Annotated in this window: 29 protein-coding genes; 18 read left to right on the top strand and 11 right to left on the bottom strand. The window is 69.4% G+C overall.

The features are described 5' to 3' along the window. Nucleotides 1-19 precede the first annotated feature (19 nt). Nucleotides 20-286, bottom strand: a complete 267-nt coding sequence (locus tag OHU35_RS19810) for a hypothetical protein (protein ID WP_405506202.1) — start codon at nt 284-286, stop codon at nt 20-22. A 167-nt stretch (nt 287-453) separates the two neighbouring features. On the opposite strand from OHU35_RS19810, the gene OHU35_RS19805 reads away from it, so the two are divergent. From OHU35_RS19805 to OHU35_RS19785, 5 genes are all read left to right on the top strand, one after another. Then, nucleotides 454-1,377 carry a helix-turn-helix domain-containing protein gene (locus OHU35_RS19805; RefSeq protein ID WP_405506200.1) on the top strand — a complete coding sequence of 308 codons (924 nt, stop codon included), beginning with the start codon at nt 454-456 and terminating at the stop codon, nt 1,375-1,377. Then, a complete protein-coding gene (locus tag OHU35_RS19800; protein ID WP_405506198.1) occupies nt 1,374-1,574 on the top strand; it encodes a DUF397 domain-containing protein in 201 nt (66 codons plus the stop codon). The genes OHU35_RS19805 and OHU35_RS19800 overlap by 4 nt, the downstream gene beginning before the upstream one ends. Before the next feature lie 52 nt (nt 1,575-1,626). Continuing rightward, a complete protein-coding gene (locus tag OHU35_RS19795; protein ID WP_359893114.1) occupies nt 1,627-1,914 on the top strand; it encodes a hypothetical protein in 288 nt (95 codons plus the stop codon). Continuing rightward, nucleotides 1,911-2,309 carry a hypothetical protein gene (locus OHU35_RS19790; protein ID WP_359893117.1) on the top strand — a complete coding sequence of 133 codons (399 nt, stop codon included), beginning with the start codon at nt 1,911-1,913 and terminating at the stop codon, nt 2,307-2,309. Before OHU35_RS19795 ends, OHU35_RS19790 begins: the two co-directional genes overlap by 4 nt. A 137-nt stretch (nt 2,310-2,446) precedes the next feature. Continuing rightward, nucleotides 2,447-3,361, top strand: a complete 915-nt coding sequence (locus OHU35_RS19785) for a hypothetical protein (RefSeq protein ID WP_189729511.1) — start codon at nt 2,447-2,449, stop codon at nt 3,359-3,361. On the opposite strand, the gene OHU35_RS19780 is transcribed toward OHU35_RS19785, so the two are convergent. From OHU35_RS19780 to OHU35_RS19745, 8 genes are all read right to left on the bottom strand, one after another. Then, complete coding sequence (locus OHU35_RS19780; RefSeq protein WP_405506196.1) at nt 3,331-5,208, bottom strand: HEXXH motif domain-containing protein; 1,878 nt, start codon at nt 5,206-5,208, stop codon at nt 3,331-3,333. The genes OHU35_RS19785 and OHU35_RS19780 overlap by 31 nt on opposite strands. Nucleotides 5,209-5,223: 15 nt before the next feature. Continuing rightward, nucleotides 5,224-5,442, bottom strand: coding sequence for a hypothetical protein (locus OHU35_RS19775; RefSeq protein ID WP_189729507.1), 219 nt, complete (start codon nt 5,440-5,442; stop codon nt 5,224-5,226). 127 nt (nt 5,443-5,569) lie between these two features. Beyond that, entirely contained in the window at nt 5,570-7,027 is a 1,458-nt protein-coding gene (locus tag OHU35_RS19770) for a cell wall metabolism sensor histidine kinase WalK (RefSeq protein ID WP_189729505.1), read from the bottom strand. After that, complete coding sequence (locus OHU35_RS19765) at nt 7,024-7,761, bottom strand: response regulator transcription factor (RefSeq protein ID WP_189729503.1); 738 nt, start codon at nt 7,759-7,761, stop codon at nt 7,024-7,026. The genes OHU35_RS19770 and OHU35_RS19765 overlap by 4 nt, the downstream gene beginning before the upstream one ends. Nucleotides 7,762-7,866: 105 nt before the next feature. Continuing rightward, the gene (locus tag OHU35_RS19760) at nt 7,867-8,049 is read right to left on the bottom strand and encodes a hypothetical protein (protein WP_359893127.1); all 183 of its coding nucleotides are present in this window, start codon (nt 8,047-8,049) and stop codon (nt 7,867-7,869) included. Between the two features lie 28 nt (nt 8,050-8,077). Further along, complete coding sequence (locus OHU35_RS19755; protein ID WP_189729500.1) at nt 8,078-9,085, bottom strand: S1C family serine protease; 1,008 nt, start codon at nt 9,083-9,085, stop codon at nt 8,078-8,080. Between the two features lie 118 nt (nt 9,086-9,203). Continuing rightward, nucleotides 9,204-10,226, bottom strand: a complete 1,023-nt coding sequence (locus tag OHU35_RS19750; RefSeq protein WP_189729498.1) for a LacI family DNA-binding transcriptional regulator — start codon at nt 10,224-10,226, stop codon at nt 9,204-9,206. Nucleotides 10,227-10,354: 128 nt separating this feature from the next. Next, nucleotides 10,355-11,134, bottom strand: a complete 780-nt coding sequence (locus OHU35_RS19745) for a response regulator transcription factor (RefSeq protein WP_189729497.1) — start codon at nt 11,132-11,134, stop codon at nt 10,355-10,357. A gap of 172 nt (nt 11,135-11,306) precedes the next feature. On the opposite strand from OHU35_RS19745, the gene OHU35_RS19740 reads away from it, so the two are divergent. The 8 genes from OHU35_RS19740 to OHU35_RS19705 all read left to right on the top strand — a co-directional run bounded on the left by OHU35_RS19740 (nt 11,307) and on the right by OHU35_RS19705 (nt 16,567). Further along, nucleotides 11,307-12,158, top strand: a complete 852-nt coding sequence (locus OHU35_RS19740; protein ID WP_189729495.1) for an alpha/beta hydrolase — start codon at nt 11,307-11,309, stop codon at nt 12,156-12,158. Nucleotides 12,159-12,195: 37 nt separating this feature from the next. Beyond that, nucleotides 12,196-12,450, top strand: a complete 255-nt coding sequence (locus tag OHU35_RS19735) for a MoaD/ThiS family protein (protein ID WP_189729493.1) — start codon at nt 12,196-12,198, stop codon at nt 12,448-12,450. 2 nt (nt 12,451-12,452) lie between these two features. Next, nucleotides 12,453-13,505 (top strand): hypothetical protein, encoded by a 1,053-nt coding sequence (locus OHU35_RS19730; protein ID WP_405506192.1) that lies wholly within the window; start codon nt 12,453-12,455, stop codon nt 13,503-13,505. Between the two features lie 384 nt (nt 13,506-13,889). Next, the gene (locus OHU35_RS19725) at nt 13,890-14,627 is read left to right on the top strand and encodes a DUF2993 domain-containing protein (protein WP_189729489.1); all 738 of its coding nucleotides are present in this window, start codon (nt 13,890-13,892) and stop codon (nt 14,625-14,627) included. 204 nt (nt 14,628-14,831) lie between these two features. After that, the gene (locus OHU35_RS19720) at nt 14,832-14,912 is read left to right on the top strand and encodes a putative leader peptide (RefSeq protein ID WP_350310325.1); all 81 of its coding nucleotides are present in this window, start codon (nt 14,832-14,834) and stop codon (nt 14,910-14,912) included. 137 nt (nt 14,913-15,049) lie between these two features. After that, nucleotides 15,050-15,895 (top strand): sulfurtransferase, encoded by an 846-nt coding sequence (locus tag OHU35_RS19715; protein WP_189729487.1) that lies wholly within the window; start codon nt 15,050-15,052, stop codon nt 15,893-15,895. A gap of 41 nt (nt 15,896-15,936) precedes the next feature. Then, the gene (locus OHU35_RS19710; RefSeq protein ID WP_003991226.1) at nt 15,937-16,224 is read left to right on the top strand and encodes a DUF1416 domain-containing protein; all 288 of its coding nucleotides are present in this window, start codon (nt 15,937-15,939) and stop codon (nt 16,222-16,224) included. An 85-nt stretch (nt 16,225-16,309) separates the two neighbouring features. Further along, entirely contained in the window at nt 16,310-16,567 is a 258-nt protein-coding gene (locus OHU35_RS19705) for a DUF3099 domain-containing protein (protein ID WP_189729485.1), read from the top strand. A gap of 13 nt (nt 16,568-16,580) precedes the next feature. Here OHU35_RS19705 and OHU35_RS19700 read toward each other — a convergent pair whose 3' ends face one another. Then, entirely contained in the window at nt 16,581-16,943 is a 363-nt protein-coding gene (locus OHU35_RS19700; protein WP_189729483.1) for a DsrE family protein, read from the bottom strand. 216 nt (nt 16,944-17,159) lie between these two features. On the opposite strand from OHU35_RS19700, the gene OHU35_RS19695 reads away from it, so the two are divergent. The 3 genes from OHU35_RS19695 to OHU35_RS19685 are packed head-to-tail and all read left to right on the top strand — an operon-like array spanning nt 17,160 to nt 19,164. Then, on the top strand, nt 17,160-17,735 hold the full coding sequence (locus tag OHU35_RS19695; RefSeq protein WP_405506189.1) for an FABP family protein: 576 nt from the start codon (nt 17,160-17,162) through the stop codon (nt 17,733-17,735). 15 nt (nt 17,736-17,750) lie between these two features. Next, nucleotides 17,751-18,188, top strand: coding sequence for a Fur family transcriptional regulator (locus OHU35_RS19690; protein WP_184599315.1), 438 nt, complete (start codon nt 17,751-17,753; stop codon nt 18,186-18,188). 10 nt (nt 18,189-18,198) lie between these two features. Beyond that, nucleotides 18,199-19,164, top strand: a complete 966-nt coding sequence (locus tag OHU35_RS19685) for a folate-binding protein YgfZ (protein WP_189729479.1) — start codon at nt 18,199-18,201, stop codon at nt 19,162-19,164. A gap of 19 nt (nt 19,165-19,183) precedes the next feature. On the opposite strand, the gene dtd is transcribed toward OHU35_RS19685, so the two are convergent. Beyond that, a complete protein-coding gene (gene dtd, locus OHU35_RS19680; RefSeq protein WP_030242984.1) occupies nt 19,184-19,609 on the bottom strand; it encodes a D-aminoacyl-tRNA deacylase in 426 nt (141 codons plus the stop codon). A 212-nt stretch (nt 19,610-19,821) separates the two neighbouring features. On the opposite strand from dtd, the gene OHU35_RS19675 reads away from it, so the two are divergent. Together OHU35_RS19675 and OHU35_RS19670 are read left to right on the top strand one after the other, a co-directional pair. Beyond that, nucleotides 19,822-20,454: an aerial mycelium formation protein gene (locus OHU35_RS19675; protein ID WP_189729478.1), complete on the top strand. Its 633-nt coding sequence runs from the start codon at nt 19,822-19,824 to the stop codon at nt 20,452-20,454. A gap of 76 nt (nt 20,455-20,530) precedes the next feature. Further along, nucleotides 20,531-21,784, top strand: coding sequence for a GNAT family N-acetyltransferase (locus OHU35_RS19670; RefSeq protein WP_405506188.1), 1,254 nt, complete (start codon nt 20,531-20,533; stop codon nt 21,782-21,784). Nucleotides 21,785-21,964 lie beyond the last annotated feature (180 nt).

Here is a 21,964-nt window from a genome sequence, read left to right as displayed (position 1 = left end):
CCGGTTGTCATGTCCCGCTTTATCGGGCGCCGCCACCCCCACGACTGACCGCGACCCGCAGCACGTCTCCCAGGGACTCCACGGCCCGTGTCAGCGCGAAACGCACGGCGCGTTCACCGGCCTTGGGGTCACCGAGTACGGCTCTGGCACCCGCGAGCACCTGCTCGGCGGAGGTGAGCTGCGCGGCTTCGACGTCGTCGGCGAGCTGCGAGAGGACGCTGTCGGGGTTGTCGGTGGAGAGGTAGCAGGCCTTGCCGTCGGCGCCGGTCCAGGGGAGCAGTCTCATGCGTAGACCTCCAGGTCGCGGCGTCGATCGGGAGTGGCTCGGTGGCGGCCTTGGGTGGGGAGGAGGAGTCGTACGAGGGTCAGGAGCAGGGACTCGCATAGTTCGGCGGCGCGGAGGCGTAGGCGCATGGGTGTCCCTTCCGGGGCAGGCAGGTGGGTTGACGAGCGGTGATTACCGTTCGTGTCTCGATGGTTACGTGCCGCCCGTACGCTGCGGAAGGGGTCAGGTGTTGCCTGGCGCTCCAGGCAACGGTGAGGGGTGACGTGGGCGAAGTGGTTGACGGGGAGCGGGAGTCGGGGCGGGGTGTGCTCGGCCGGACGCTGAAGTTCCTGCGGGAGCAGGCGGGGAAATCGCTGGGATACCTGGCCGACGACACCGGGTACGACAAGAGCTACCTGAGCCGCCTGGAGAAGGGAGAACGGCTCTCCAAGCGGGCGGTCATGGAGGACCTGGACAGCTACTACGGGTCCGGTGATCTGCTGGTGACCCTCTGGAGGATGGCCCAGCTCGACGCCTTCAAGAACAAGTACAAGAGGTACATGGAGCTGGAGGAGACAGCTCGGATCCTGCGCGTATACACGCCGGACGTGCCTGGGCTGTTGCAGACAGAGGAGTTCGCCCGAGAGGTGTTGTCTGGGCCCCAGACAACGGCAGACAACAGCGATGACGTCGAAGAACAGGTGGCCGCACGCCTGGGGCGGCAGCTTCTGCTGCGGAAGGAGCCGGCACCCAGTGCCCGATTCATCATCGACGAGCCCGCATTCCGTCGCCCCTCGGCTACCGCGGAGATCTGGGACGGCCAGTTGTTGCACATCGAGGCCGTGGCCCAGTGGCCCGATGTCGCCGTGCAGGTACTGCCGTTCTCCGCTGGGGTGCATCCCTTCATGGGGAAGGGGTCTCTGACCCTGCTCTGGCAGGAGGACGGAAGCGCCGCGGCCTACACGGAAGGCGACAGCAGCGGTCTGCTGACGGATGAGCCGGAGGCTGTCCTGCGCCACCGTTTGTCCTACGATCTGCTGCGGGATCTGGCGCTGTCCCCGTCGGACTCGCTGACGTTCATCCGGGACGTACTGGAGGAGCGCAGATCATGAAGCCCACTTGGCGTAAGTCGAGCTACAGCGACGGGGGAGCCAACAACTGCCTCGAGGTCGCCGACAACTGCCCCGGCATAGTTCCCGTCCGCGACAGCAAGCTGCCGCACAGCCCGATACTTGTGTTCGGCGCGAGCCCCTGGGCGTCGTTCCTCGCCCGCGTCAAGGGCGGGAGGCCTGTCCACACCAACCGATGAAAACGGACACAGACGGGCAGCCCTAGGGTTGTGGTGTCGCTATGGTGGAGCTATGGCAGAGCACACGACCATCCAGGTGTCCCGACAAACCCGCGACCATCTCGCGCAGGTCGCCAAAGAGCGGGGGGTGACTTTGGGGCAGCTCGTCGAGGAGTTGGCTGCCGAGCAGCTGACCGCAGAACAGATCGCGGAACGTGTCGCTGCCACACGGAAGGTGCTGCGTGAGCGGATGGGCTGCACGTTGACCGACGAGGAGTTCGACCAAGGGCCGGACGTCCTGGCCAATGTGTACGCGATGGCCGCCGAGAAGATGCACACCCTGCGAGGCAACGCAGCGTGATCATTCTCGACACCAGTGCGGTGGTCGCACTCGCTCAAGGGCGCGAAGCCCTCCACCGCCTCGTCGACAACGTCGCTCACACGCCCGGGGACTGGCTGCACATCCCTGCGCTGTGTCTGATGCAAGCGGAGTCCATGGAGAAGGGGACTGCAGGCGATGTGATCGCGCTCCCGGGAGTCATGGTTGACCCGCTCCATCAGACAGCGGCGGCAACGGTCGGCGCGATGGTCCGGGATGGCTGGGGCGGGCCCGACGTCTGCCACACCCTTTACGTCGCGACCCCGCACGTCGAAACCGGCGGTATGTCGATCATCTTGACCGGACGAAAGGGCGACTATCCCCCCGGCATCCTGACCGTCGACATCGACTCACCGGGCATGCTCGGCCTCCACTGACGCCGGTCCCCCCCTGGCTGGGGGCGCACGTCATCGCACGGCATGCCTCGAAGCGCCCCGTGATGTCCTCCAGGCCACGGGGCAGCCTCTCGAAGGAACTGTCGCGTGGGCGGCCACGGCCTCGGGGGGTATTCGCGGTGAGCAGACCACAGCGTCCAGAGGGGGTCAGCGCGGCGCTCGCCGCATTTGTTTCGGCCGTGCTCTCCGTGGTTCTCACTATCGCGGGAACACTGGTCGGCCTGAGTTCCGACGCCTCCAAGAGCGCCGTTTTCCTTGTCCTGACCTGGGTGCTGATCGTCACGTCCATCGCTACAGGCGGGGTCGCGCTGTGGTTGCTGGCGGACTCGGTTCGGAAGCAGGTGCGTGCGTTGGCCCACCTGCGGGAGCTCGAAGCCTATGTCCCACAGCTCATACGGTTTCGCCGCAGGCATGACACCTTCGTCATCGATTCCGGAGGTGACGCGTCGGTTCACATGGTGTGCGAGGTGGAGTCACCCGACGCGGCCGTTGTCCCCTGGTTGTTGTTCACGATGATCGCAGAGGTGCCCGAGGGGCGACCGCAGTGGTCGAGCATCGTGGTGCGGCGCGTATGCGTGGACGGGGTGGAGTCCGATCCGACGGTGGCCTTCGTCAAGCGGCACAGACAGATTCTCGTCGACAGCTCCAGCATCAACGGGCGGGCGGTCGAGGTGGGAGCTGTACGCGTGCCGGTGTCTCTCGGCTTGGGACGAACGCGGTGCTCTTTCGAAGTCGAGCTCGACCTGATCGGGGCCTTTGCCTTTATCGACAGCGAGGAGAAGTGCTACACGGACGTCCTTCATGTGACCGATGAGCTCAGGGTCACGATCAAGGGCAAGGACGGGCTCAGAGTCTCCTGTTCGCCGTACTCCCAGTACCGGGTCCAGGCGTCTCATCTCGGCATGGAGATGCCCGACCTGCCGGAGTCGCAGTTGCAGTCTGCCTATTGCCAGTCGGTTGACGGTGTCCGATGGACCACCGGCAACGCCAAGCTTGGCTACCGCTACGCCATTGCCGTACGGGGGCAGGGATGAATGCTCGCGAGGCCTGGCCATCGCGTGGCCATCCAGGTGGCCAGTACGTCCGGCTCCGGCTGTTCTCCGGCCTCGCGCAGCAGCCGGTACACAGCCTGGACGAGCGCCGGTCGCCGCAGTAGCAGAGCCGGTCCCGGGCCGGGGTGAGCGGACGCCCAGGCGAGGGCGAAACCGACCCAGGCCGAGGCGGAGTTCGGAGAGGCTGCCAGTTCGGCACGGTAGGCGTGTTGGCTGGCGAAGTGTCGGCCTGCGGCAAGTGCCAGATCCCCGGGGCTTGCTTCGGCTTCCAGTGTCCGGAAGTCCGCGTCGGTCATGCCTTCTCCAACCGAGCAGCGGATCAGGTCGGCGCGTGTCTGAGGCCAAGGAATGGTCGGTTCCGTGAGAGTGGTGTCCGCCCGCGAACGGCCCGGGCTGAGAGAGGATTCCTGTAATCCGTCGAGATCAGTCTGAAAAGTGCGGGCGATCCCTTTCACCAGCTCCGAATCGGGCCGCAGATAGGCCAACCGCCAGTGCGTTTCGTGATCCTTTGCCACAGTCGTGGCAGCCAAGGTGACGTCCGAGGGCAATGGTTCGTCCTGCCAGGAGAGGAGTTGCGTTCCCATTCCCTCGAAGAACCGTCTCCCCGCGTCCGTAAGTCCCGGATCCTTCAAAAGCATGTCCAGCGCCCGGCAGGTAGGGGTGTGCCACCGTGTGTACTCGAAGGCCGCGGTGCGGCGCAGCCGTTCATCAGAGGTGCCGGCCAGAGCGCGCCAGAAGCGGGCCACGCCAAAGAAGGCGTAGATGCCCTGGATGATGCCGGAGATGGGCCGGGGGTCGTCACGCCACGGAGCATAGAAGCGTGGCTCCGGTGCGTTGTCGTGTAGCGCGACGAGGTGAATGAGTCCCCCCAGCAGGATGTGCTGGGACTCGTGGACCAGGGTGGCGGCCAGGGCGGCAGGATCCCTGGGCAGAGACATGAGCACAGCCCCGAACGCCTCTCCGCTGGAAGCACTGGAAACAAGGAAACGGCCTTGAGGAGGCAGCGGCACGAGGGCGTCCAATGCAGCGCTCAGGGTGCCCGCCTGCTCGGGAAGATGGGCGCAGACAATGCTCCATGCCTCTGTCAGCAAGTGCTTCCAGCGTCGCACCTGGACGGTGCCGACTCGGTCGGGCGGAAGGGGGCTGTTGAGGCCGCGGTAAGGGTCAAGGTCGTCGAGGTGCAGGGAGAGGGCCTGCTGCCCCGGGCGAGTGCGAATGTCTACGCGGCGCAGACCCCACCAGCCCGGAGCGTCCTCGGTGGGGTCGTCGGGCAGCACCACGGTGGCCTGGCCGACGCTGATCTCGGTGCGCCCTGCAGATGAATAGATCCCGGCGAGGGACCACGGTGTCGTAGGCATCCCGGACGTGTCGGGGATGTACGCCGTACCGAGCGTCGGCAACGAGACCATGCCCATTCGCGCAGGCACAGACAGGCGTATGTCCAGCCCGGCACGTATCGCTGCGGCGGCAGCAACGCTGCCGAGGTGCCCCAGATGTGCCCACAGCGGCGAAGGCTCCGCGGCTCGTCCCCGCAGCCGGCGCAAAGTGTGCCCGGCCCAGCTGCTGACGTAGGGATAGGCCAGCACCGCATCGAGCACTCCTGGCGCCGTTCGCTGAACACGGTCCAGCAGATCCCATGCCGCATGCAGTGATGTGAGATCCCCTTGGGTCTCCGGATTCCGCTCGGCTTCGTCCAGGATGGCGCGCAGCACCAGAAGGGTGCGGCTGCGTTCGGAGCGCCGAAGAAGGCGCACTACCTCGGGTCCTGCGGATCCACGAGCGAGTGCGTCGATGGCGTCCCAGGTGAGTTCATGGCGTGCCCAGTGCAAGCCGGACTCCCGGGGTCAGTCGAATCGGGCCGCAGGACCACCGCCCGGTTCACCGCCGCCTCTGAACACGGCGGGTGCGCGGTCGGCCTGGGCGGTGATCACTTCCAGGGCGCGATCCATGTCCTCTCCAGTGCGGTCGCGCAACTCCGAGAATGTGAACGTGCTGAGATCGGGAAGGTCCGTTTGCACGGCGTCCTGCGGTGCACCCAGCGGTGCGTTCATCTGTGCGGTCATGAAAGATCCACTTTCTTCCGCGTAGACAGAGTCACACTGGAGTCTCCAGTTATCCATACCGAGTATGAACAAGGGCATCTGCTCTCGGAAGTCTTGCGTGAGCCGAAAACGCCACCCCTGGCGTCCGTCAAGGCACCTCAGGCGGAGGCACAGCCGCTCCCGGCAGTCGTACCGTCGCCACCGTGCCGCCTCCCTCGGCGTGGGACAGGGACACCTCGCCGCCCGCCTGTTGGACCGTACGGGCCACGATCGACAGGCCCAGCCCCGAGCCCGGCAACGCCCGTGCGCTCGGGGAGCGCCAGAAGCGGTCGAAGACGTGGGGGAGTTCGTCGGCGGGGATGCCCGGGCCGTGGTCGCGGACCGTGAGGGTGCCTGCGGCGAGGCGGACCTCGATCGTGCCGGCCTCCGGGCTGAACTTCACCGCGTTGTCGAGGATGTTGACCACCGCCCGCTCCAGGGCTGAGGGTTCCGCCCGGACGAACCAGGGCTGGATGTCCGCCGTGATCGTCAGTTCGGGTCCGCGTAGTCGCGCTCGCCGTAGCGCCGACTCGACCGTGTCGTGCCAGGCGAGGATCTGAGTACGGCCCGCGTGCTGGCCCGTGTCCGGGCGGGAGAGTTCCTGCAGGTCGCCGATGAGTGCGGCCAGTTCCGTCATCTGTGCCTTCACCGAGGCGAGCAGGGCCTTGCGGTCCGCCTCGGGGATGGGGCGGCCCGTCTCCTCGCTGCGGGTGAGGAGTTCGATGTTCGTGCGGAGGGACGTCAGCGGCGTACGCAACTCGTGGCCCGCGTCGGCGATGAGCTGTTGCTGGAGTTCTCGCGAGCTGGCCAGGGCCGAGGTCATCGAGTTGAACGAGCGGGAGAGGCGGGCCACCTCGTCCTCGCTGTCCTCGTCCACCGGGATGCGGACGTCCAGGTCCTCCGTGCGGGCCACGTGCTCGACCGCTTCCGTGAGTTTGTCGACGGGGCGGAGGCCCGCCCTGGCGACCGTGAGGCCGGCCGCCCCCGCGCCGAACACCCCCACGCCCGAGACCAGCAACAGGATCAGCGCCAGTTCGTTGAGCGTGGACTCCGTTCCCTTGAGCGGGACGGCGATGACCAGCGCGTAGTCGGCGGCCACGCCCTGCTGGAACGGACCGTCCTTCACGACCACCGCCGTGGTCAGCACGCGCACCGAATTGCCGTCGCTGTCGGTGCCGTTGCGCAGGACGGCCGTCCTGTAGTCGGGATTCCTGGCCACGTCCTTGTCGCCGCTCGTCACATTCACCTGGGGCATGAGGCTGCTGAAGCGGCAGACCTTGCCGTCGGTCCTGACCACCTGCGCGTAGGTCTGCGGACGTGGCGCCCCGCCGAGCGTGTTCGACGGGTTCTGGGGACACGACTTGGTCAGCGCGTCGAACTCGTCCGCCTGAATGGTCCGGAACGACGACTGCAGGTCATCGTCCACCTGGTCGTACAACTTCCCCTGCACGATGAACCAGCACGTCACCGAAACCGCCGCCACCGCGAACGCCACCGCCGCCGCCACCAGCAGCGCCAGTCGGGAGCGGATCGGCAGGGAGCGGAACCGGCGTACGACCTTGTTCACTCCGCGCCGCCCGCCCGCAGTACGTATCCGACACCCCGCACCGTGTGGACGAGGCGCGGTTCGCCGCCCGCCTCGGTCTTGCGGCGCAGGTACATGACGTAGACGTCGAGGGAGTTCGACGACGGCTCGAAGTCGAAGCCCCAGACCGCCTTCAGGATCTGCTCCCGCGTGAGGACCTGGCGCGGGTGGGCCATGAACATCTCCAGGAGCGTGAACTCCGTGCGGGTCAGCTCCACCTGGCGGCCGGCCCGGGTGACCTCGCGCGTCGCCAGGTCCATGCGCAGATCGGCGAAGGTGAGCGCGTCCTCGTCGGCCGGGTCGCCCGCGCCCACGGCCGCCGCGTAGGAGCTGCGGCGCAGCAGGGCGCGGATGCGGGCGAAGAGTTCGTCCAGTTCGAAGGGCTTGACCAGGTAGTCGTCGGCGCCCGCGTCGAGGCCCGTGACCCGGTCGCCGACGGTGTCACGGGCCGTGAGCATCAGGATGGGCGTCGTGTCGCCGGTGGCGCGGATGCGGCGCGCTGCGGTCAGGCCGTCCATGCGGGGCATCTGGATGTCGAGGACGACCAGGTCGGGCCGGTACGCCGCGGCCTTCACCAGCGCGTCCGCGCCGTCGACGGCGACCTCGGTCCCGTACCCCTCGAAGGCGAGACTGCGCTGAAGTGCTTCGCGTACCGCCGGCTCGTCGTCGACGATCAGGATGCGCTGGGGGTCACGGTCGCCGTCTGCGGGGCTCATGGGCTCGGGGTCCTCGGGGTGAAGGGGAGGGGCGGGGCGTCTGACGCTCTCAGCCTCGCACGAGCGCACGTACGAGCGCGGGCGCGTGCGGTGCCGGGAGGCGGGTCAGGCCCGTGCGGTGCGGCGTCGGGCGGCGGCCCTTCCCGCCCGCCGGGCGGCCTTGGCCCCCGTGGTCGCCACCTCCGGTGCCCGGCCCGTCGGCGCGTGCAGTGCGTACGCCACCGCCAGGGCCAGCCCGACCCCGGCCGGATCGCCGCCGGATTCCGTGTGCTCGACCTGCTGGATCATCGCCCTACTCCTCATTCCGTGCACAAGCTCAGTTCGTGGAGCCGGCCCGCAGCGTGGCGAGGTCGGCCTTGACGGTGTTGATCGGGATGGCGAAGCCCAGGCCCACGCTGCCCGCGGCCGCGGAGGAGGACGCGCCCGCCGCCGAGTACATCGCGGAGTTGATCCCGATGATGTTGCCGTTCATGTCGATCAGCGCGCCGCCGGAGTTGCCCGGGTTGAGGGACGCGTCGGTCTGGAGCGCCTTGTACGTCGTCGTGTCCGAGCCGGTGTCGCCGTTGAACTCCCGGCCGCCGAACTCGAACGGCCACTCGCCGCCCTGCTGTCCCTGCCCCTGCTCCTGGCCCTGGCTCTCGTCCGTGGAGACCGTGACGTCCCGGTCGAGGGCGGAGATGATGCCGCTGGTGACGGTGCCGGTCAGGCCCTCGGGGGAGCCGATCGCCACGACCTGGTCGCCGACCCCCACCCCGGCCGAGTCGCCGAGCGTCGCGGTCTTCAGGCCGGAGGCGTTCTCCAGCTTGATCAGCGCCAGGTCCTTCTTGCTGTCGGTGCCCACGATCTTGGCGGTGTAGGACTTGCCGTCGTTGGTCGTCACCTTGATCTGCGAGGCACCGGCGACGACGTGGTTGTTGGTGATGATCTCGCCGTCACCCGTGATGATCACGCCGGAGCCGGTGGAGGACCCGGCGTTGGAGTCGGCGCTGATCTCGACGATGCTCGGGCTGACCGCCTTGGCGACCCCGGAGACCGTGCCCTTCTGGCTGGACGGCACCACGTTGGTGCTGGTGGAGCTGGAGGCGACGGTGTCGTTGCCGGTCAGCTCCTGGATGCCGTAGGCGGTGCCGCCGCCTATCGCCGCGGCGACGATCGCCACGGCGGCCAGCAGGGCGACGGGGCCACGGCGGCGCTTCTTCGGAGCGTGCGGAGCCTGAGCCGGGGCGTGCGCCGGCGGGGGCGGCCACTCGGGGTTCACCGGGGCCTGCTGCTGACCCTCGTAAGGGTTCTGGTACTCGCCACTGCGGTGGAAGCTCTCGGTCATGGAACTGAGCTTGTCGCCCGACCATGAGAGCTTCCTGAGTGCTCCCTGAGAAGCCCGACAGAACCTCGTATGCCCGATATAAAGACGCCTTCCGGCGCCCCACCGTGACCCCGAAGGGTTACGCGCAGCCGCAGGACCGCCGTGTCACCAACCGGGACGGGAACACCTTCAGCCGCTCCCGCCGCGCCCCCGCGACCCGCAGGCCGTCGTCGAGGACGAGGTCGACCGCCGCGCGGGCCATCGCCGAGCGGTCGGAGGCGATCGTCGTCATGGGCGGGTCGGTGAGCGCCGCCTCCTTGATGTCGTCGAACCCGGCCACCGCCAGCTCGCCGGGGACGTCGATCCGCAGCTCGCGCGCGGCTCGCAGCAGGCCGATCGCCTGGTCGTCGGTGGAGCAGAAGATCGCAGGCGGGCGCTCGGGGCCGGAGAGGATCTTCAGGGCGGCCTGGTAGGCGTCGTAGCGGTTGTAGAGGGCCTCGAAGAGGCGGCCCTCCGTGGAGATGCCGGCCTCGTCCATCGCGCGCCGCCAGCCCTCGACGTGGTCGGAGACCGGGTCGCCGACCGCGGGGGTCTCCGCGATGCCGCCCATACAGGCCACGTACTCGTAGCCGTGCTCCAGCAGGTGGCGTACGGCGAGCTGGGCGCCGCCCAGGTCGTCCGTGACGACGGCGACGTCGTCTATGGCCTCGGGCCGCTCGTGCAGCAGCACCACCCGGGCGTCCCAGGCCTCGATCTCGGCCGCTGCCAGGTCGTTGAGCGCGTGGCTGACGAGGATGAGCCCCGAGACGCGCATGCCCAGGAAGGCCCGCAGATAGTGGACCTCGCGCTCGCCGATGTAGTCGGAGTTCCCGACGAGCACCATCTTTCCGCGCTCGGACGCGGCCTGTTCGACCGCGTGCGCCATCTCCCCGAAGAAGGGCTGGCGCGCGTCCGGCACGATCAGGCCTATGAGATCCGTACGACGGGACGCCATGGCCTGGGCCACCCGGTCGGGCCGGTACCCCAGTTCCTTGATCGCGGCGAGGACACGCTCGCGCGTGGCCGGGGCGACCGGCCGGGGTCCGTTGTTGATGACATAGCTGACCACGGCAGTGGAAGTCCCTGCCAGCCGCGCCACATCATCCCGAGTCACCTTGGCCACGCGCGGAGTCTACGCGGATATACCGGCTCTGGGCAGGGCGTAAAGGAGGTTCCGTACGATATCCCGACCGCCGTCCGGAGACCCCCTCGCGGAAAGCGATGCCCAGGTGGGCACCGCAATACGCCTCTTTACGCCTCGGCGCGCGCCTCGGCGGCATCCAGAGCGGCCGACTTGTCCGCGCTGTCCTGCTTTGCCTTGGCGGCCTTCGCCTTCGCCTCCTCGGCGGCGCGCTCCACCTTCTCCGGCGTAACGAATCGATAACCGACGTTCCGGACGGTGCCGATCAGCGACTCGTGCTCCGGCCCGAGCTTGGCGCGCAGCCGCCGTACGTGCACGTCGACCGTGCGCGTACCGCCGAAGTAGTCGTAGCCCCACACCTCCTGCAGCAGCTGGGCGCGGGTGAAGACGCGGCCGGGGTGCTGGGCGAGGTACTTCAGGAGCTCGAACTCCTTGAAGGTGAGGTCGAGGACGCGGCCCTTGAGCTTGGCCGAGTACGTCGCCTCGTCGACCGACAGGTCGCCGTTGCGGATCTCCATCGGGGAGTCGTCGCTGACGATCTGCTGCCGTCCCATGGACAGCCGCAGCCGTGCCTCGACCTCCGCCGGGCCGGCGGTGTCGAGCAGGACGTCGTCGATGCCCCAGTCGGCGGTGACGGCGGCGAGACCGCCCTCCGTGACGACGAGGATCAGTGGACAGCCCGGGCCGGTCGACCGGAGCAGCTGGCACAGGCTGCGGACCTGTGGCAGATCGCGCCGGCCGTCGACGAGGATGACATCGGCGCCCGGGGTGTCGACGAGGGCTGGTCCCTCCGCGGGGGCCACTCGCACGTTGTGCAGAAGCAGGCCGAGGGCGGGGAGCACCTCCGTCGACGGCTGGAGGGCGTTGGTCAGGAGCAGCAGAGAACTCATACGTCTGGTTCCTCCTCGGTCCCTGCGAGGACGTTTGTTGGTACAGCACCGCTCTGCGATCCCGGCTGCCCCGTACACCTGCGGTTTCCCGTGTCGTATACAACGCTTCCGAAAGCACAAAAGGACCCGGGGGCAACGCTGCCCGAGTCCTCTGCCCAGCAGAATAGCCCACATGAGCTCTGGTGCGGCAGGTCATGTGGCGCGTTCCACCGATTGTCCGAACTCCGAGACGACCGCGGGAACGCCTGTGCGGGCTCAACTGCGGACGTTTCTGCGCACGGACGACGGTGTGACCATCGACGCCGTATACGACCCGGGTACCGCTGTATACGACGCCTCCGGGACGCTTTCCGCTCATCCCGCGTTCGTCGTCGCCCACGGTTTCACCGGTGCCGTGGACCGGCCGCACGTGCGGCGGGTGGCCCAGGCGTTCGCCCGGCACGGGGCCGTCGTCACGTTCTCCTTCCGGGGCCACGGGGCGTCCGGCGGGCGGTCCACGGTGGGGGACCGGGAGGTGCTCGACCTGGCGGTGGCCGTGCGGTGGGCCCGGGAACTCGGGCACGCGCGCGTGGCGACGGTGGGGTTCTCCATGGGCGGGTCGGTGGTGCTGCGGCACGCGGCGCTGTACGAGGCGGGCACGGACGCGGTGGTGTCCGTCAGCGCGCCCGCCCGCTGGTACTACCGGGGGACGGCGCCCATGCGCCGGCTGCACTGGCTGGTGACGCGGCCCGAGGGGCGGGCGGTGAGCCGGTACGGCTTCGGTACGCGCATCCACCACCGGGACTGGGACCCGGTCCCCCTCTCCCCGGTGGAGGCGGTGCCGAGGATCGCCCCCACGCCCCTGCTGATCGTGCACGGTGACGCCGACGGCTACTTCCCGCTCGACCACCCCCGCATGCTGGCCGCGGCCGCCGGTGACCAGGGCGAACTGTGGCTGGAGCCGGACATGGGGCATGCCGAGCACGCGGCGAGCGACGCGTTGCTGGCACGCATCGGGGAGTGGGCCGTCGGCCGGGCGGGCTAGCCTGACGCTGTTCACCGACGAGCGATTGAGGAAGCAGATGCCAAAGGTCACGGTGCGCTACTGGGCCGCCGCCAAGGCCGCGGCCGGGGTGGCCGAGGAGCCGTACGAGGCGGTCACGCTCGCCGAGGCGCTCGACGGGGTGCGCGGGCGACACCCCGGCGAACTCGAGCGTGTCCTGCGGCGATGCTCGTTCCTCGTCGACGGTGACCCCGTGGGCACCCGCGGACATGAGACGGTACGGCTGGCCGACGGCGGCACGGTCGAGGTGCTCCCGCCGTTCGCAGGAGGATGACGATGAGCAACCAGCCGCATGAGGGCTACGACCCTTACGGGCAGCAGCCGCAGGCGTGGCCCGGGCAGCAGCCGTACGACGATCCGTACGCCGCTCAGCAGTACACGCAGAACACGCAGCAGTGGCAGGGACAGACCTGGGAGACGCAGACGCACCAACCGGTGTCCGCGCCGGTGACAGCGGCGGACACGGCGTATCTGCCGCCGCAGGGGTACGTGGCTCCGGCCCCCGACGAGGTCCCTGAGGCTCCGGCCCCGGCTCCCGACGCCGGGTACGGCCCTGCCACCGTCGGCGGGAACACGCGCGTCACGGACGCGCAGCGGGCGCGGGCGGAGGGGCGGTCGCCGGTCATCGAGCCGGGGATGCAGCCGGCCGCGCTGACGGCACTGCTCGGGCTGCTGCTGGCGGGCGCCGCGGCCGTCGGCACGTACGCGCTTCTGGTGCCTCTCGTCGCCCTCCAGGCCGTCACCGCGGCGGGCTGGTTCCGGCTGAACGGCATGTGGCCGGCGCGGCAGGGCATCGCGCTGGGCTTCGCCGGGGCGCTGGCCGCCGACGCGGCGCTGCTGGTGTCGGACCGCTCGCCCTCGGCGATCCTGGGCACGCTCGGCGTCTGGGTCCTGCTCTCCCTCGTCCTGCAACTGCGCTCGCACGCCGACCCGGACGAGCGGATGTACGGCCTGATGGCGACGGTCGCGGCGGCGGCGCTGGCGATCGTCGCGGGCGGCTATCTCGCGGCCGACGCGGACGCGGTGACGGTGGGTGCGATCGCGGTGGCCGTCGCGGTCCTGGCCCGCGCCCTGCCGCTGCCGACCCCGGCGTCCGTGGTGGTGGCGCTGCTCGCGGCGGCGGGCGCGGGCGTCGCGGCCGGCGCGATGACGGGCCTCGGGACGCCGGGCGCCCTGCTGGGCGCGGGCGCGGCCGCCTGCGCCCTGATCGGCCACCGGGTCGCGAGCTACGACTACCCGTCCCGCTTCGTCCACTTCACAGCGGGAGTGGCCCTGCCCCTGTCGGCGGCGGCTCCGGCGGTGTACGTGCTGGGGCGGGCCCTGGCCTAGCGCCTCCTCGCGGGTGGTGGGTCGGGGCCGTGTCGGGGGGTGTCCGTCCTCGGAACGGCGCGATGGGGTTGGACGCCGACTGACTGGCGTTGACGCGCCAACCAGCTGCGGGCGGACACCCCCCGACACGTCCCCTTGCGTAGTCCCCCCCCGCCGCTGCGGGCATGCGTGCCGCTAGGGGCGGCACGGGTGGGCGCAGCGGCACCCCGCTCCGCCGGGCTGCGGACCCACCGGCCCCAGCACCGACGCCGAGCACTTGCCTGTCACAGATGATCGACAAATCCAGGGCGCTCACATCTCACGGAGTTACCCTCACGCTTGGGCGGCCACCCGGTCGTCAGGGACCGGACCGCCGTCCAACCGCCGAGGTGGGGGAAACACCGTATGCGCGCACTGCGAATACTGCTGATCGTCGTCGTGATCCTGGGCGGGCTCTTCGTGATCGCCGACCGCGTCGCGGTGAACTTCGCCGAGGACGAGGCCGCCGACCGTCTGAAGACGACGGAGAACCTCTCGGCTACCCCCGATGTCTCCATCAAGGGCTTCCCGTTCCTCACCCAGGTCGCCGGCGGCTCCCTGGACGACATCGAGGTCGGCATCCAGGACTACGAGGCCGCCGCGGGCAACGGCGCCCAGAAGATCCGGATCGACGACCTGAAGGCAGACATGCAGGGCGTCGAGTTCTCCGGCGACTACAGCTCCGCCACCGCCACCAGCGCCACCGGCACCGCGACCATCGCCTACGACGAACTGCTGAAGACGGCGAAGTCCGAGCCGACCCAGGTCGCCCCGGGTGTCACCGCCAACGTCGTCGGCCTCTCCGACGGCGGCAACGGCAAGATCAAGGTCACCGTCGAGGCCACCGTCCTCGGCACCAAGCTGCCCGAGCCGGTCTCCGTGCTCAGCACGGTGACGGTGGTCGACGGCGAGGTGCGGGTGAAGGCCGACGGCCTGCCCAAGTTCGGCGGCGTCGAGCTCGCCGAGTCCCGCGTCCGGGCCATCACCGACTTCCAGCAGAAGATCGACGGCCTGCCCGGTGGCATCAAGCTGGACTCCGTCCAGGCGGCGCCGAACGGCGTGGAGATCACGGTGAAGGGTTCCAACGTCCGGCTGGCCGGGTAAGGAAGGCGCAAGGCGGCACCGACCAGGGCTGTCCGGTGGGCGAGACGGCGGAGTCCGTAGCGCAGATGTGATGGCGAATACAGGCGGCCGGAAACCGTGCGGGAGACGCACGGACAGGCCGCTGATCCCATATGGCGGATCTTCGCGTCTCACTATGCGACACACCGGTGACACGCGCGCCCGACCGTCCCTACGATCGACGGCATGAAGCGACAGGCGGATCTCACGAAGCGGCGGGCAGTAGACCTGTGCCGCGTCGCCGCCATGCTCTGTCGCACCTTCTGAGCGACCGCGTCGGCCTGCTCCGACGCGCGCATCCCCGCCGCCCTGCAGCAAGGGCACCCGTGCGCCGCCCTCGTCATGGGCGCGCGCCCCTGCATACCTCGCACGCCCCGCCGTAACTGCCCCGGAGGAGAAAGAGCATGAGTCGCAGCGACGTCCTGGTAGACGCCGACTGGCTTCAGGAGCACCTGGACGACCCGACCATCGCGATCGTCGAGGTGGACGAGGACACGTCCGCCTACGAGAAGAACCACATCAAGAACGCGATCCGCATCGACTGGACCAAGGACCTCCAGGACCCGGTGCGCCGTGACTTCGTCACGCAGGAGGGCTTCGAGAAGCTCCTGTCGGAGAAGGGCATCGGCAACGACCACACGGTGGTCCTGTACGGCGGCAACAACAACTGGTTCGCCTCGTACGCGTACTGGTACTTCAAGCTGTACGGCCACGACAACGTCAAGCTCCTCGACGGCGGCCGCAAGAAGTGGGAGCTCGACGCCCGTGAGCTCGTCGCCGGCGACGAGGTGCCGGAGCGTCCGAAGACGGACTACAAGGCCAAGGCCCAGAACACGTCCATCCGCGCCTTCCGCGACGACGTCGTGGCGGCCATCGGTTCGCAGAACCTGGTCGACGTGCGCTCGCCCGACGAGTTCTCCGGCAAGCTGCTGGCCCCGGCCCACCTGCCGCAGGAGCAGTCCCAGCGCCCCGGCCACGTGCCGAGCGCCCGGAACATCCCGTGGTCCAAGAACGCCAACGACGACGGCACCTTCAAGTCGGACGACGAGCTCAAGGAGCTCTACGCCGAGGAGAGCGTCGACCTGGCCAAGGACACCATCGCCTACTGCCGCATCGGTGAGCGCTCCGCGCTGACCTGGTTCGTGCTGCACGAGCTGCTCGGTGTGGAGAACGTCAAGAACTACGACGGCTCCTGGACCGAGTACGGCTCCCTGGTGGGCGTGCCGATCGAGCTCGGCGCCAACAAGTAAAGAACCGGACCCACCTTTCCAGACCTCTTCAGGAGTACGACATGTGTGGTGCGAAGGCCGGCGGCCCCGACGCCTCGACGATCAAGCCCGGTGAGACCACGATCCAGGGTCAGGTGACCAAGGACGGCGAGCCCGTGGTGGGCTACGTCCGTCTGCTGGACTCGACCGGCGAGTTCACGGCCGAGGTGCCGACCTCGGCGACCGGACAGTTCCGCTTCTACGCGGCCGAGGGCACCTGGACCGTTCGTGCCCTCGTGCCCGGCGCCACCGCCGACCGCACGGTCGTCGCCCAGCAGGGCGGACTGGCGGAGGTCGCGATCGCCGTCTGACGGCGACAGGTCATCGAGGGCCGCACCCCCCGGGTTGGACGCCTGGGGTGCGGCCCTTCGAGCTGCCCGGATCTACGCTGGACGTATGTACGCACGACGCCGGCGCACGTACTTCGCGATGATGGGCGGCTGCATCGCCCTCTTCGTGCTGGCCTGGGGCGTCGTGCGACTCTGGTCCGTCCCCGTGGCCGTCGGCATGTGCGTCGTGGCCATGGTCATCCCGCCCGTGGCGGCCATGGTCGCGAACCGGCGTGGACCCGACGACCGCTGGTGGGACGACCCGTCCGGGGATCCCCAGTCCGACGAGTGGTGGGACGAGCTGGACGGCAAGAAGCGCCGCTAGGGAGTTGTCCGGGTCAGTAGACGAGCGCCTGCGTCTCGTCCGCCATGGCCTCCTGGACGAAGACCTGCGCGCCCGCGATGCGGACCCCCTCGATGACGTCCTTCTCGGTGATCTCGCGTCGGGCGGCGCACTGCGTGCACAGCGTGACGCGGCCGGCCGCGAGGACCGAGTCGAGCAGGTCGGGCAGGGGTGCCGCGTGCGGGAGGTCGAAGTCGGCGGCCCGGCCGGGCAGGGCGAACCAGGCGGACTCGCCGGTCAGCCACAGGGAGACCTCGACACCGCTGGCGACGGCGACCGCCGCCACCGTGAACGCCTGCGAGCACCGCTCGGGGGCGTCGGCCCCCGCCGTCACCTTGATCACCAGCTTCTTCGCCATAGCCGGAAGCGTAGTCCGGAATCGAAGTGCCGAAGGCGCCCGCGTAAGCTGGCCTCGGCCCTGTGCACCCATTCGCACCTCGCTCAAGGAGCACCCCGTGGAGCTTTTCTTCGAAATCCTGTTGGTCCTGGTCGCCGTCGGCGTCCTCGCCTTCGCCGGACTGACCGTGAAGAAGCTGTACCAGGGCCAGCGCTGACCCCCGTCTAGGAAGTTCCCATGATCGAGATCCCGTCCGACCTTCACAAGGACCTCGTCCCGCTCGCCTTCCTGCTCGGAAACTGGGCGGGTGCCGGTGTGCACGACTTCCCCGGCTCCGAGAAGTGCAACTTCGGGCAGGAGGTCACCTTCACCCACGACGGCCGGGACTTCCTGGAGTACCACTCGCACTCCTGGGTGCTGGACAACGACGGCAACAAGGTCCGTCCGCTGGAGTCCGAGCACGGCTTCTGGCGCATCGACCCCCACCGCAAGGTCGAGGTGACGATGACCCGCGACGACGGCGTCATCGAGATCTGGTACGGCGAGCTGGCCGACCAGAAGCCCCAGATCGACCTGGTCACCGACGCCGTGGCCCGCACGGCCGCCTCCCAGCCGTACACCGGCGGCAAGCGGCTGTACGGCTACGTCAAGAGCGACCTGATGTGGGTCGGCGAGAAGCGGACCCCCGAGGTCGAGCTGCGTCCCTACATGTCCGCCCATCTGAAGAAGGTCGTCACCCCGGAAGAGGTCGAGCGCTGGGCCAAGGCCCTCCCCGACGACATGCCGGACGACGGCATCGCCTTCTTCAAGTAGTTCTAGACTCGAGGTGTGGTGAGCACCGACTGGAAGAGCGATCTGCGGCAGCGCGGCTACCGGCTGACCCCGCAGCGGCAACTCGTGCTCGAAGCCGTGGACACCCTGGAGCACGCGACCCCCGACGACATCCTCGTGGAAGTGAGGAAAACGGCGTCGGGGGTCAACGTCTCCACCGTCTACCGGACCCTGGAGCTCCTGGAGGAGCTAGGGCTGGTCAGCCACGCCCATCTGGGACACGGGGCGCCGACGTACCACCTCGCGGACCGGCACCACCACCTCCACCTGGTCTGCCGTGACTGCCAGAACGTCATCGAGGCGGACGTCTCCGTGGCCGCCGAGTTCACCGACAAGCTGCGGCAGTCGTTCGGCTTCGACACCGACATGAAGCACTTCGCGATCTTCGGCCGGTGTCAGGACTGCGCGCTGAAGGCTTCAACTACCGAGTCGTAGGCTTACGTATATGAAGAGCCCCCTGCTGACCCTGCCCGGCGCCGTCCCCGCCGAGGGCGTGGACGAAGGCGTCGCCGCCCACTACGGCGACCTGTTCCGCGAGCAGCGTGCCCTCGCCGACGGCACCGGTTTCGTCGATCTCTCGCACCGGGGGGTCGTCGGAGTGACCGGCGAGGACCGGCTGGCTTGGCTGCACCTGCTGCTCACCCAGCACATGAGCGAGCTGCCCGTGGGCCGGGCCACCGAGGCGCTGATCCTCTCCGCGAACGGCCACATCGAGCACGCCCTGTATCTCGTCGACGACGGCGAGACGGTCTGGGCCCATGTGGAGCCGGGCACCCAGGACGCGCTGATCGCGTACCTGGAGTCGATGAAGTTCTTCTACAAGGTCGAGGTCGCCGACCGCACGGCCGACATCGCCGTGGTGCACCTGCCGGCCGGCTCCATCGCCGAGGTGCCGCAGGGCGTCGCCGTACGGGAGACGCCGCACGGCCGGGACCTGTTCCTGCCGCGTGCCGACCTGGAGGCGTTCGCCGGGCAGGCCGGTCCGCCGGCCGGGATCCTGGCCTACGAGGCGCTGCGCGTGGAGCAGCACCGGCCCCGGCTCGGTTTCGAGACCGACCACCGCACCATCCCGCACGAGCTGGGCTGGATCGGCTCGGCGGTGCACCTGCAGAAGGGCTGCTACCGGGGGCAGGAGACGGTCGCCCGCGTGCAGAACCTGGGCAAGCCGCCCCGCCGCCTGGTCTTCCTGCACCTCGACGGCAGCGAGGTCCATCTGCCGGTGGCCGGCACCGAGGTCCGGCTCGCGGACGACGGCCCCGACGGCCGGAAGATCGGCTTCATCACGACCTCCGCACGCCACCACGAGCTCGGGCCGGTCGCCCTCGCGCTGGTGAAGCGGAACGTGGCCGTGGACGCCCGGCTGGTGGCCGGTGACACGGCCGCGGCCCAGGAAGTCGTCGTCGCGCCGTAGGACTTGTAGACCTTTCGGGTCAGATTTCGATCTGCACGGTGAACGGGCCGTCGTTCGTCAGTGATACGCGCATCGCCGCCCCGAAGCGGCCCGTGGCCACCGTCGCGCCCAGTGAGCGCAGCTGGGCGACCACCTCGTCGACGAGCGGCTCGGCGACATCACCGGGGGCGGCGGCGTTCCAGGTGGGGCGGCGGCCCTTGCGGGCGTCTCCGTAGAGGGTGAACTGGCTGATCACCAGGAGCGGGGCGTCGATGTCGCTGCATGACTTCTCGTCGTGCAGCATGCGGATCGACCACAGTTTGCGGGCCAGCTGGGCCGCTTTCTCCTTGGTGTCCTCGTGCGTGACGCCGACCAGGACGCACAGCCCCTCGCCCTCGATCGCGCCCACGGTCTCGCCGTCCACGACGACGCTCGCGCCGTCCACCCTCTGCACCACTGCTCGCATACGTCCATCATGCAGGGCGGTGAACGTGAGACCGCGGGTGGTGCGCGCATGGCACGAACGGGTGGTTTGCGCCGGGCGCCAACAGGCCGCGCACGGCCGTATTTTGCTGCTTAACCGCCCATCTGGGGTCTATCGGGGGCACTCGTTCCCATAGCGGCCACTTGGGGTGGCACGATGCTTGCACACACCGGTCGAGGGGACGGTTGAGGCACATGAGCACATCTGGCACCGGGCAGCAGTCGGGGGCTGTCTGGTCGACGTACACGGGGATCGGGGCGACGGAGTACCACCGGCCGCCCACACAACGCACGGACAGCCCGCGGCTGCCCTCGGACGCTCCCGAGTCCGATCAGACCGCGCTGAGCCTGCCCGAGCTGCGCACACTGCGGCGCGAGGCCCAGCGCGACGAGGCCGACCTCAGCTACGTGCGGCGACTGCTGCAGGGGCGGATCGACATCCTGCGCGCGGAGTTGGCACGGCGTACACCGGCGGACGTGGCCGCCGTCGCCGCACCCGCGGAGACGTCCGTCGTCGAGCGGCTGGCGGAGATCCTGCGGGACGGCCCCGCCCGGCACCGCTCCTCCGCCCGCCATGTGACCCTGGGCACCCCGCAGGGCGAGGAGTCCCGGCGGCTGGCCGCGGAGATGCTCGGCGAGGTCGAGCTGTCCGACCTGGGCGCGCGCACGGACCTGGAGCTGAACACGGCGATGGGACGGCTCGTGCGCTACGAGCAGCAGGTCTCCCGACGCCGCCAGCGGCTCCAGCGCACGGCCGACGAGTGCAGCACGGAGATCGCCCGCCGCTACCGCGAAGGGGAGGCGCAGGTCGACGACCTGCTGGTCTGAGCCGCTCCGGACAGGGGAGGGCCGGTGCCCGGAAAATCCGCGCGACACCGACCGGCCCTCCGCCTAGCGTGAGGCCATGACCCGCGAAGCCGACATCGACATACGCCCCATCGACGAAGCCGAACACGCCGAGTGGCTGCGTGCCGTGCACACCGGCTTCCTGCGGGGGCCCGTCGTCTCCGCGGAGGAGATCGAGGGCCGTCGCCGGAACTTCGTCCCGGGGCGTTTCCTCGGTGCCTTCGACGGCGGTCGGTGCGTGGCGACCTTCCGGTCCTTCGAGCAGCAGCTCACGGTCGTGGGCGGGGCGAGCGTGCCGGCCGACGCCGTCACGGGGGTCACCGTCACCGCCACCCACCGCCGCCGCGGGCTGCTCAGCCGGATGATGGCGCGGGACCTGGCGGCCGCGAAGGACCGCGGGGACGTCGTGGCGACGCTGATCGCCGCCGAGTACCCGATCTACGGCCGGTACGGCTTCGGGCCCGCGACCTGGATGGCCGAGTGGACGGTCGATGTGCCGCGCACCGGCCTCGACGCCCGCTGGGCGGGCCCGGCGGACGGCGGGCGGATCGACCTGGTGGACGGTGACGACGTCCGCAAGCTCGGCCCCGAACTGCACGAGCGGCTGCGCCGCACGCAGCCCGGCGTCATCGACCGCGACGAGCTGTGGTGGAAGCTGAACACCGGCGTCGTCACGTTCGACCCGGCCTGGAAGAGGCCCTTCTTCGCCGTGTACCGCTCGGCGTCCGGCGAGGTCGAGGGCATGGCCGCCTACGAGGTGGACGACAACTGGGGCGAGGCCAAGCAGCCGTTGAACACGGCGACCGTGAGCTGGCTGACCGGGGTGACCCCGGCCGCGGAGCGCGCCCTGTGGCAGTACCTCTGCTCCATCGACTGGGTCGTGAAGGTGAAGAGCGGCTGGCGGGCGCCCGACGACCTGCTCCCGCACTTCCTGCCGGATCCGCGGGCGGCCAGGATCACCTCGCTGGCGGACTTCCTGTGGGTGCGGATCCTGGACGTCGTACGGGCGCTGGAGGCGCGGACGTACGAGGGGGAGGGGACGCTGGTGCTGGAGGTCGCCGGTGTGGACGGTCTGACCGGCGGGCGGTACCGGCTGGAGGCCTCCGCTGACGGGGCGTCCTGCACGCCGACCACCGAGAGCGCGGAACTCGCTCTGGAGATAGGCGAGTTGGGGTCGCTGTGGCTGGGGGACGAGTCGGCGGTGCGGCTGGCGGCGCTGGGGCGGGTGCGGGAAGAACGAGCGGGCGCCGCCCGGAAGGCCGACGCCCTGCTGCGTACGTCCAGGCGGCCTTGGTGCCCGGACATGTTCTGAGCCGCTCCCTTCTGCCGACGTACAGGGACCCGCATCCGTAGCGAGCTGTTCGGTTGTGGTTGTTGTGCGGTGGTGCTCACCGACCGGGCTCCCGGCTCCCCTCCGGAAGGGAGGCCCGTAGGTGGATGGTGGATGGCCAACCCCTTGAAAGTCTGACCATGTTGCCTAAGTTGGCGGCCA

It is taken from the genome of Streptomyces purpurascens, assembly GCF_045040895.1.
Classification (GTDB): Bacteria; Actinomycetota; Actinomycetes; order Streptomycetales; family Streptomycetaceae; genus Streptomyces; species Streptomyces purpurascens.
Note: the sequence above shows the minus strand (reverse complement) of the source record. Positions and strands in the feature narration are given on the sequence as shown.

Coding starts and splice junctions, on each gene's coding strand:
- OHU35_RS19710 (WP_003991226.1), top strand. CDS start 15,937: ATGTGTGGTGCGAAGGCCGGCGGCCCCGACGCCTCGACGATCAAGCCC.
- OHU35_RS19675 (WP_189729478.1), top strand. CDS start 19,822: ATGAGCACATCTGGCACCGGGCAGCAGTCGGGGGCTGTCTGGTCGACG.
- OHU35_RS19730 (WP_405506192.1), top strand. CDS start 12,453: ATGAGCAACCAGCCGCATGAGGGCTACGACCCTTACGGGCAGCAGCCG.
- OHU35_RS19775 (WP_189729507.1), bottom strand. CDS start 5,442: ATGACCGCACAGATGAACGCACCGCTGGGTGCACCGCAGGACGCCGTG.
- OHU35_RS19800 (WP_405506198.1), top strand. CDS start 1,374: ATGAAGCCCACTTGGCGTAAGTCGAGCTACAGCGACGGGGGAGCCAAC.
- OHU35_RS19715 (WP_189729487.1), top strand. CDS start 15,050: ATGAGTCGCAGCGACGTCCTGGTAGACGCCGACTGGCTTCAGGAGCAC.
- OHU35_RS19705 (WP_189729485.1), top strand. CDS start 16,310: ATGTACGCACGACGCCGGCGCACGTACTTCGCGATGATGGGCGGCTGC.
- OHU35_RS19700 (WP_189729483.1), bottom strand. CDS start 16,943: ATGGCGAAGAAGCTGGTGATCAAGGTGACGGCGGGGGCCGACGCCCCC.
- OHU35_RS19760 (WP_359893127.1), bottom strand. CDS start 8,049: ATGATCCAGCAGGTCGAGCACACGGAATCCGGCGGCGATCCGGCCGGG.
- OHU35_RS19810 (WP_405506202.1), bottom strand. CDS start 286: ATGAGACTGCTCCCCTGGACCGGCGCCGACGGCAAGGCCTGCTACCTC.
- OHU35_RS19795 (WP_359893114.1), top strand. CDS start 1,627: ATGGCAGAGCACACGACCATCCAGGTGTCCCGACAAACCCGCGACCAT.
- OHU35_RS19685 (WP_189729479.1), top strand. CDS start 18,199: ATGAAGAGCCCCCTGCTGACCCTGCCCGGCGCCGTCCCCGCCGAGGGC.
- OHU35_RS19695 (WP_405506189.1), top strand. CDS start 17,160: ATGATCGAGATCCCGTCCGACCTTCACAAGGACCTCGTCCCGCTCGCC.
- OHU35_RS19725 (WP_189729489.1), top strand. CDS start 13,890: ATGCGCGCACTGCGAATACTGCTGATCGTCGTCGTGATCCTGGGCGGG.
- OHU35_RS19735 (WP_189729493.1), top strand. CDS start 12,196: ATGCCAAAGGTCACGGTGCGCTACTGGGCCGCCGCCAAGGCCGCGGCC.
- OHU35_RS19720 (WP_350310325.1), top strand. CDS start 14,832: ATGAAGCGACAGGCGGATCTCACGAAGCGGCGGGCAGTAGACCTGTGC.
- OHU35_RS19755 (WP_189729500.1), bottom strand. CDS start 9,085: ATGACCGAGAGCTTCCACCGCAGTGGCGAGTACCAGAACCCTTACGAG.
- dtd (WP_030242984.1), bottom strand. CDS start 19,609: ATGCGAGCAGTGGTGCAGAGGGTGGACGGCGCGAGCGTCGTCGTGGAC.
- OHU35_RS19670 (WP_405506188.1), top strand. CDS start 20,531: ATGACCCGCGAAGCCGACATCGACATACGCCCCATCGACGAAGCCGAA.
- OHU35_RS19745 (WP_189729497.1), bottom strand. CDS start 11,134: ATGAGTTCTCTGCTGCTCCTGACCAACGCCCTCCAGCCGTCGACGGAG.
- OHU35_RS19765 (WP_189729503.1), bottom strand. CDS start 7,761: ATGAGCCCCGCAGACGGCGACCGTGACCCCCAGCGCATCCTGATCGTC.
- OHU35_RS19740 (WP_189729495.1), top strand. CDS start 11,307: ATGAGCTCTGGTGCGGCAGGTCATGTGGCGCGTTCCACCGATTGTCCG.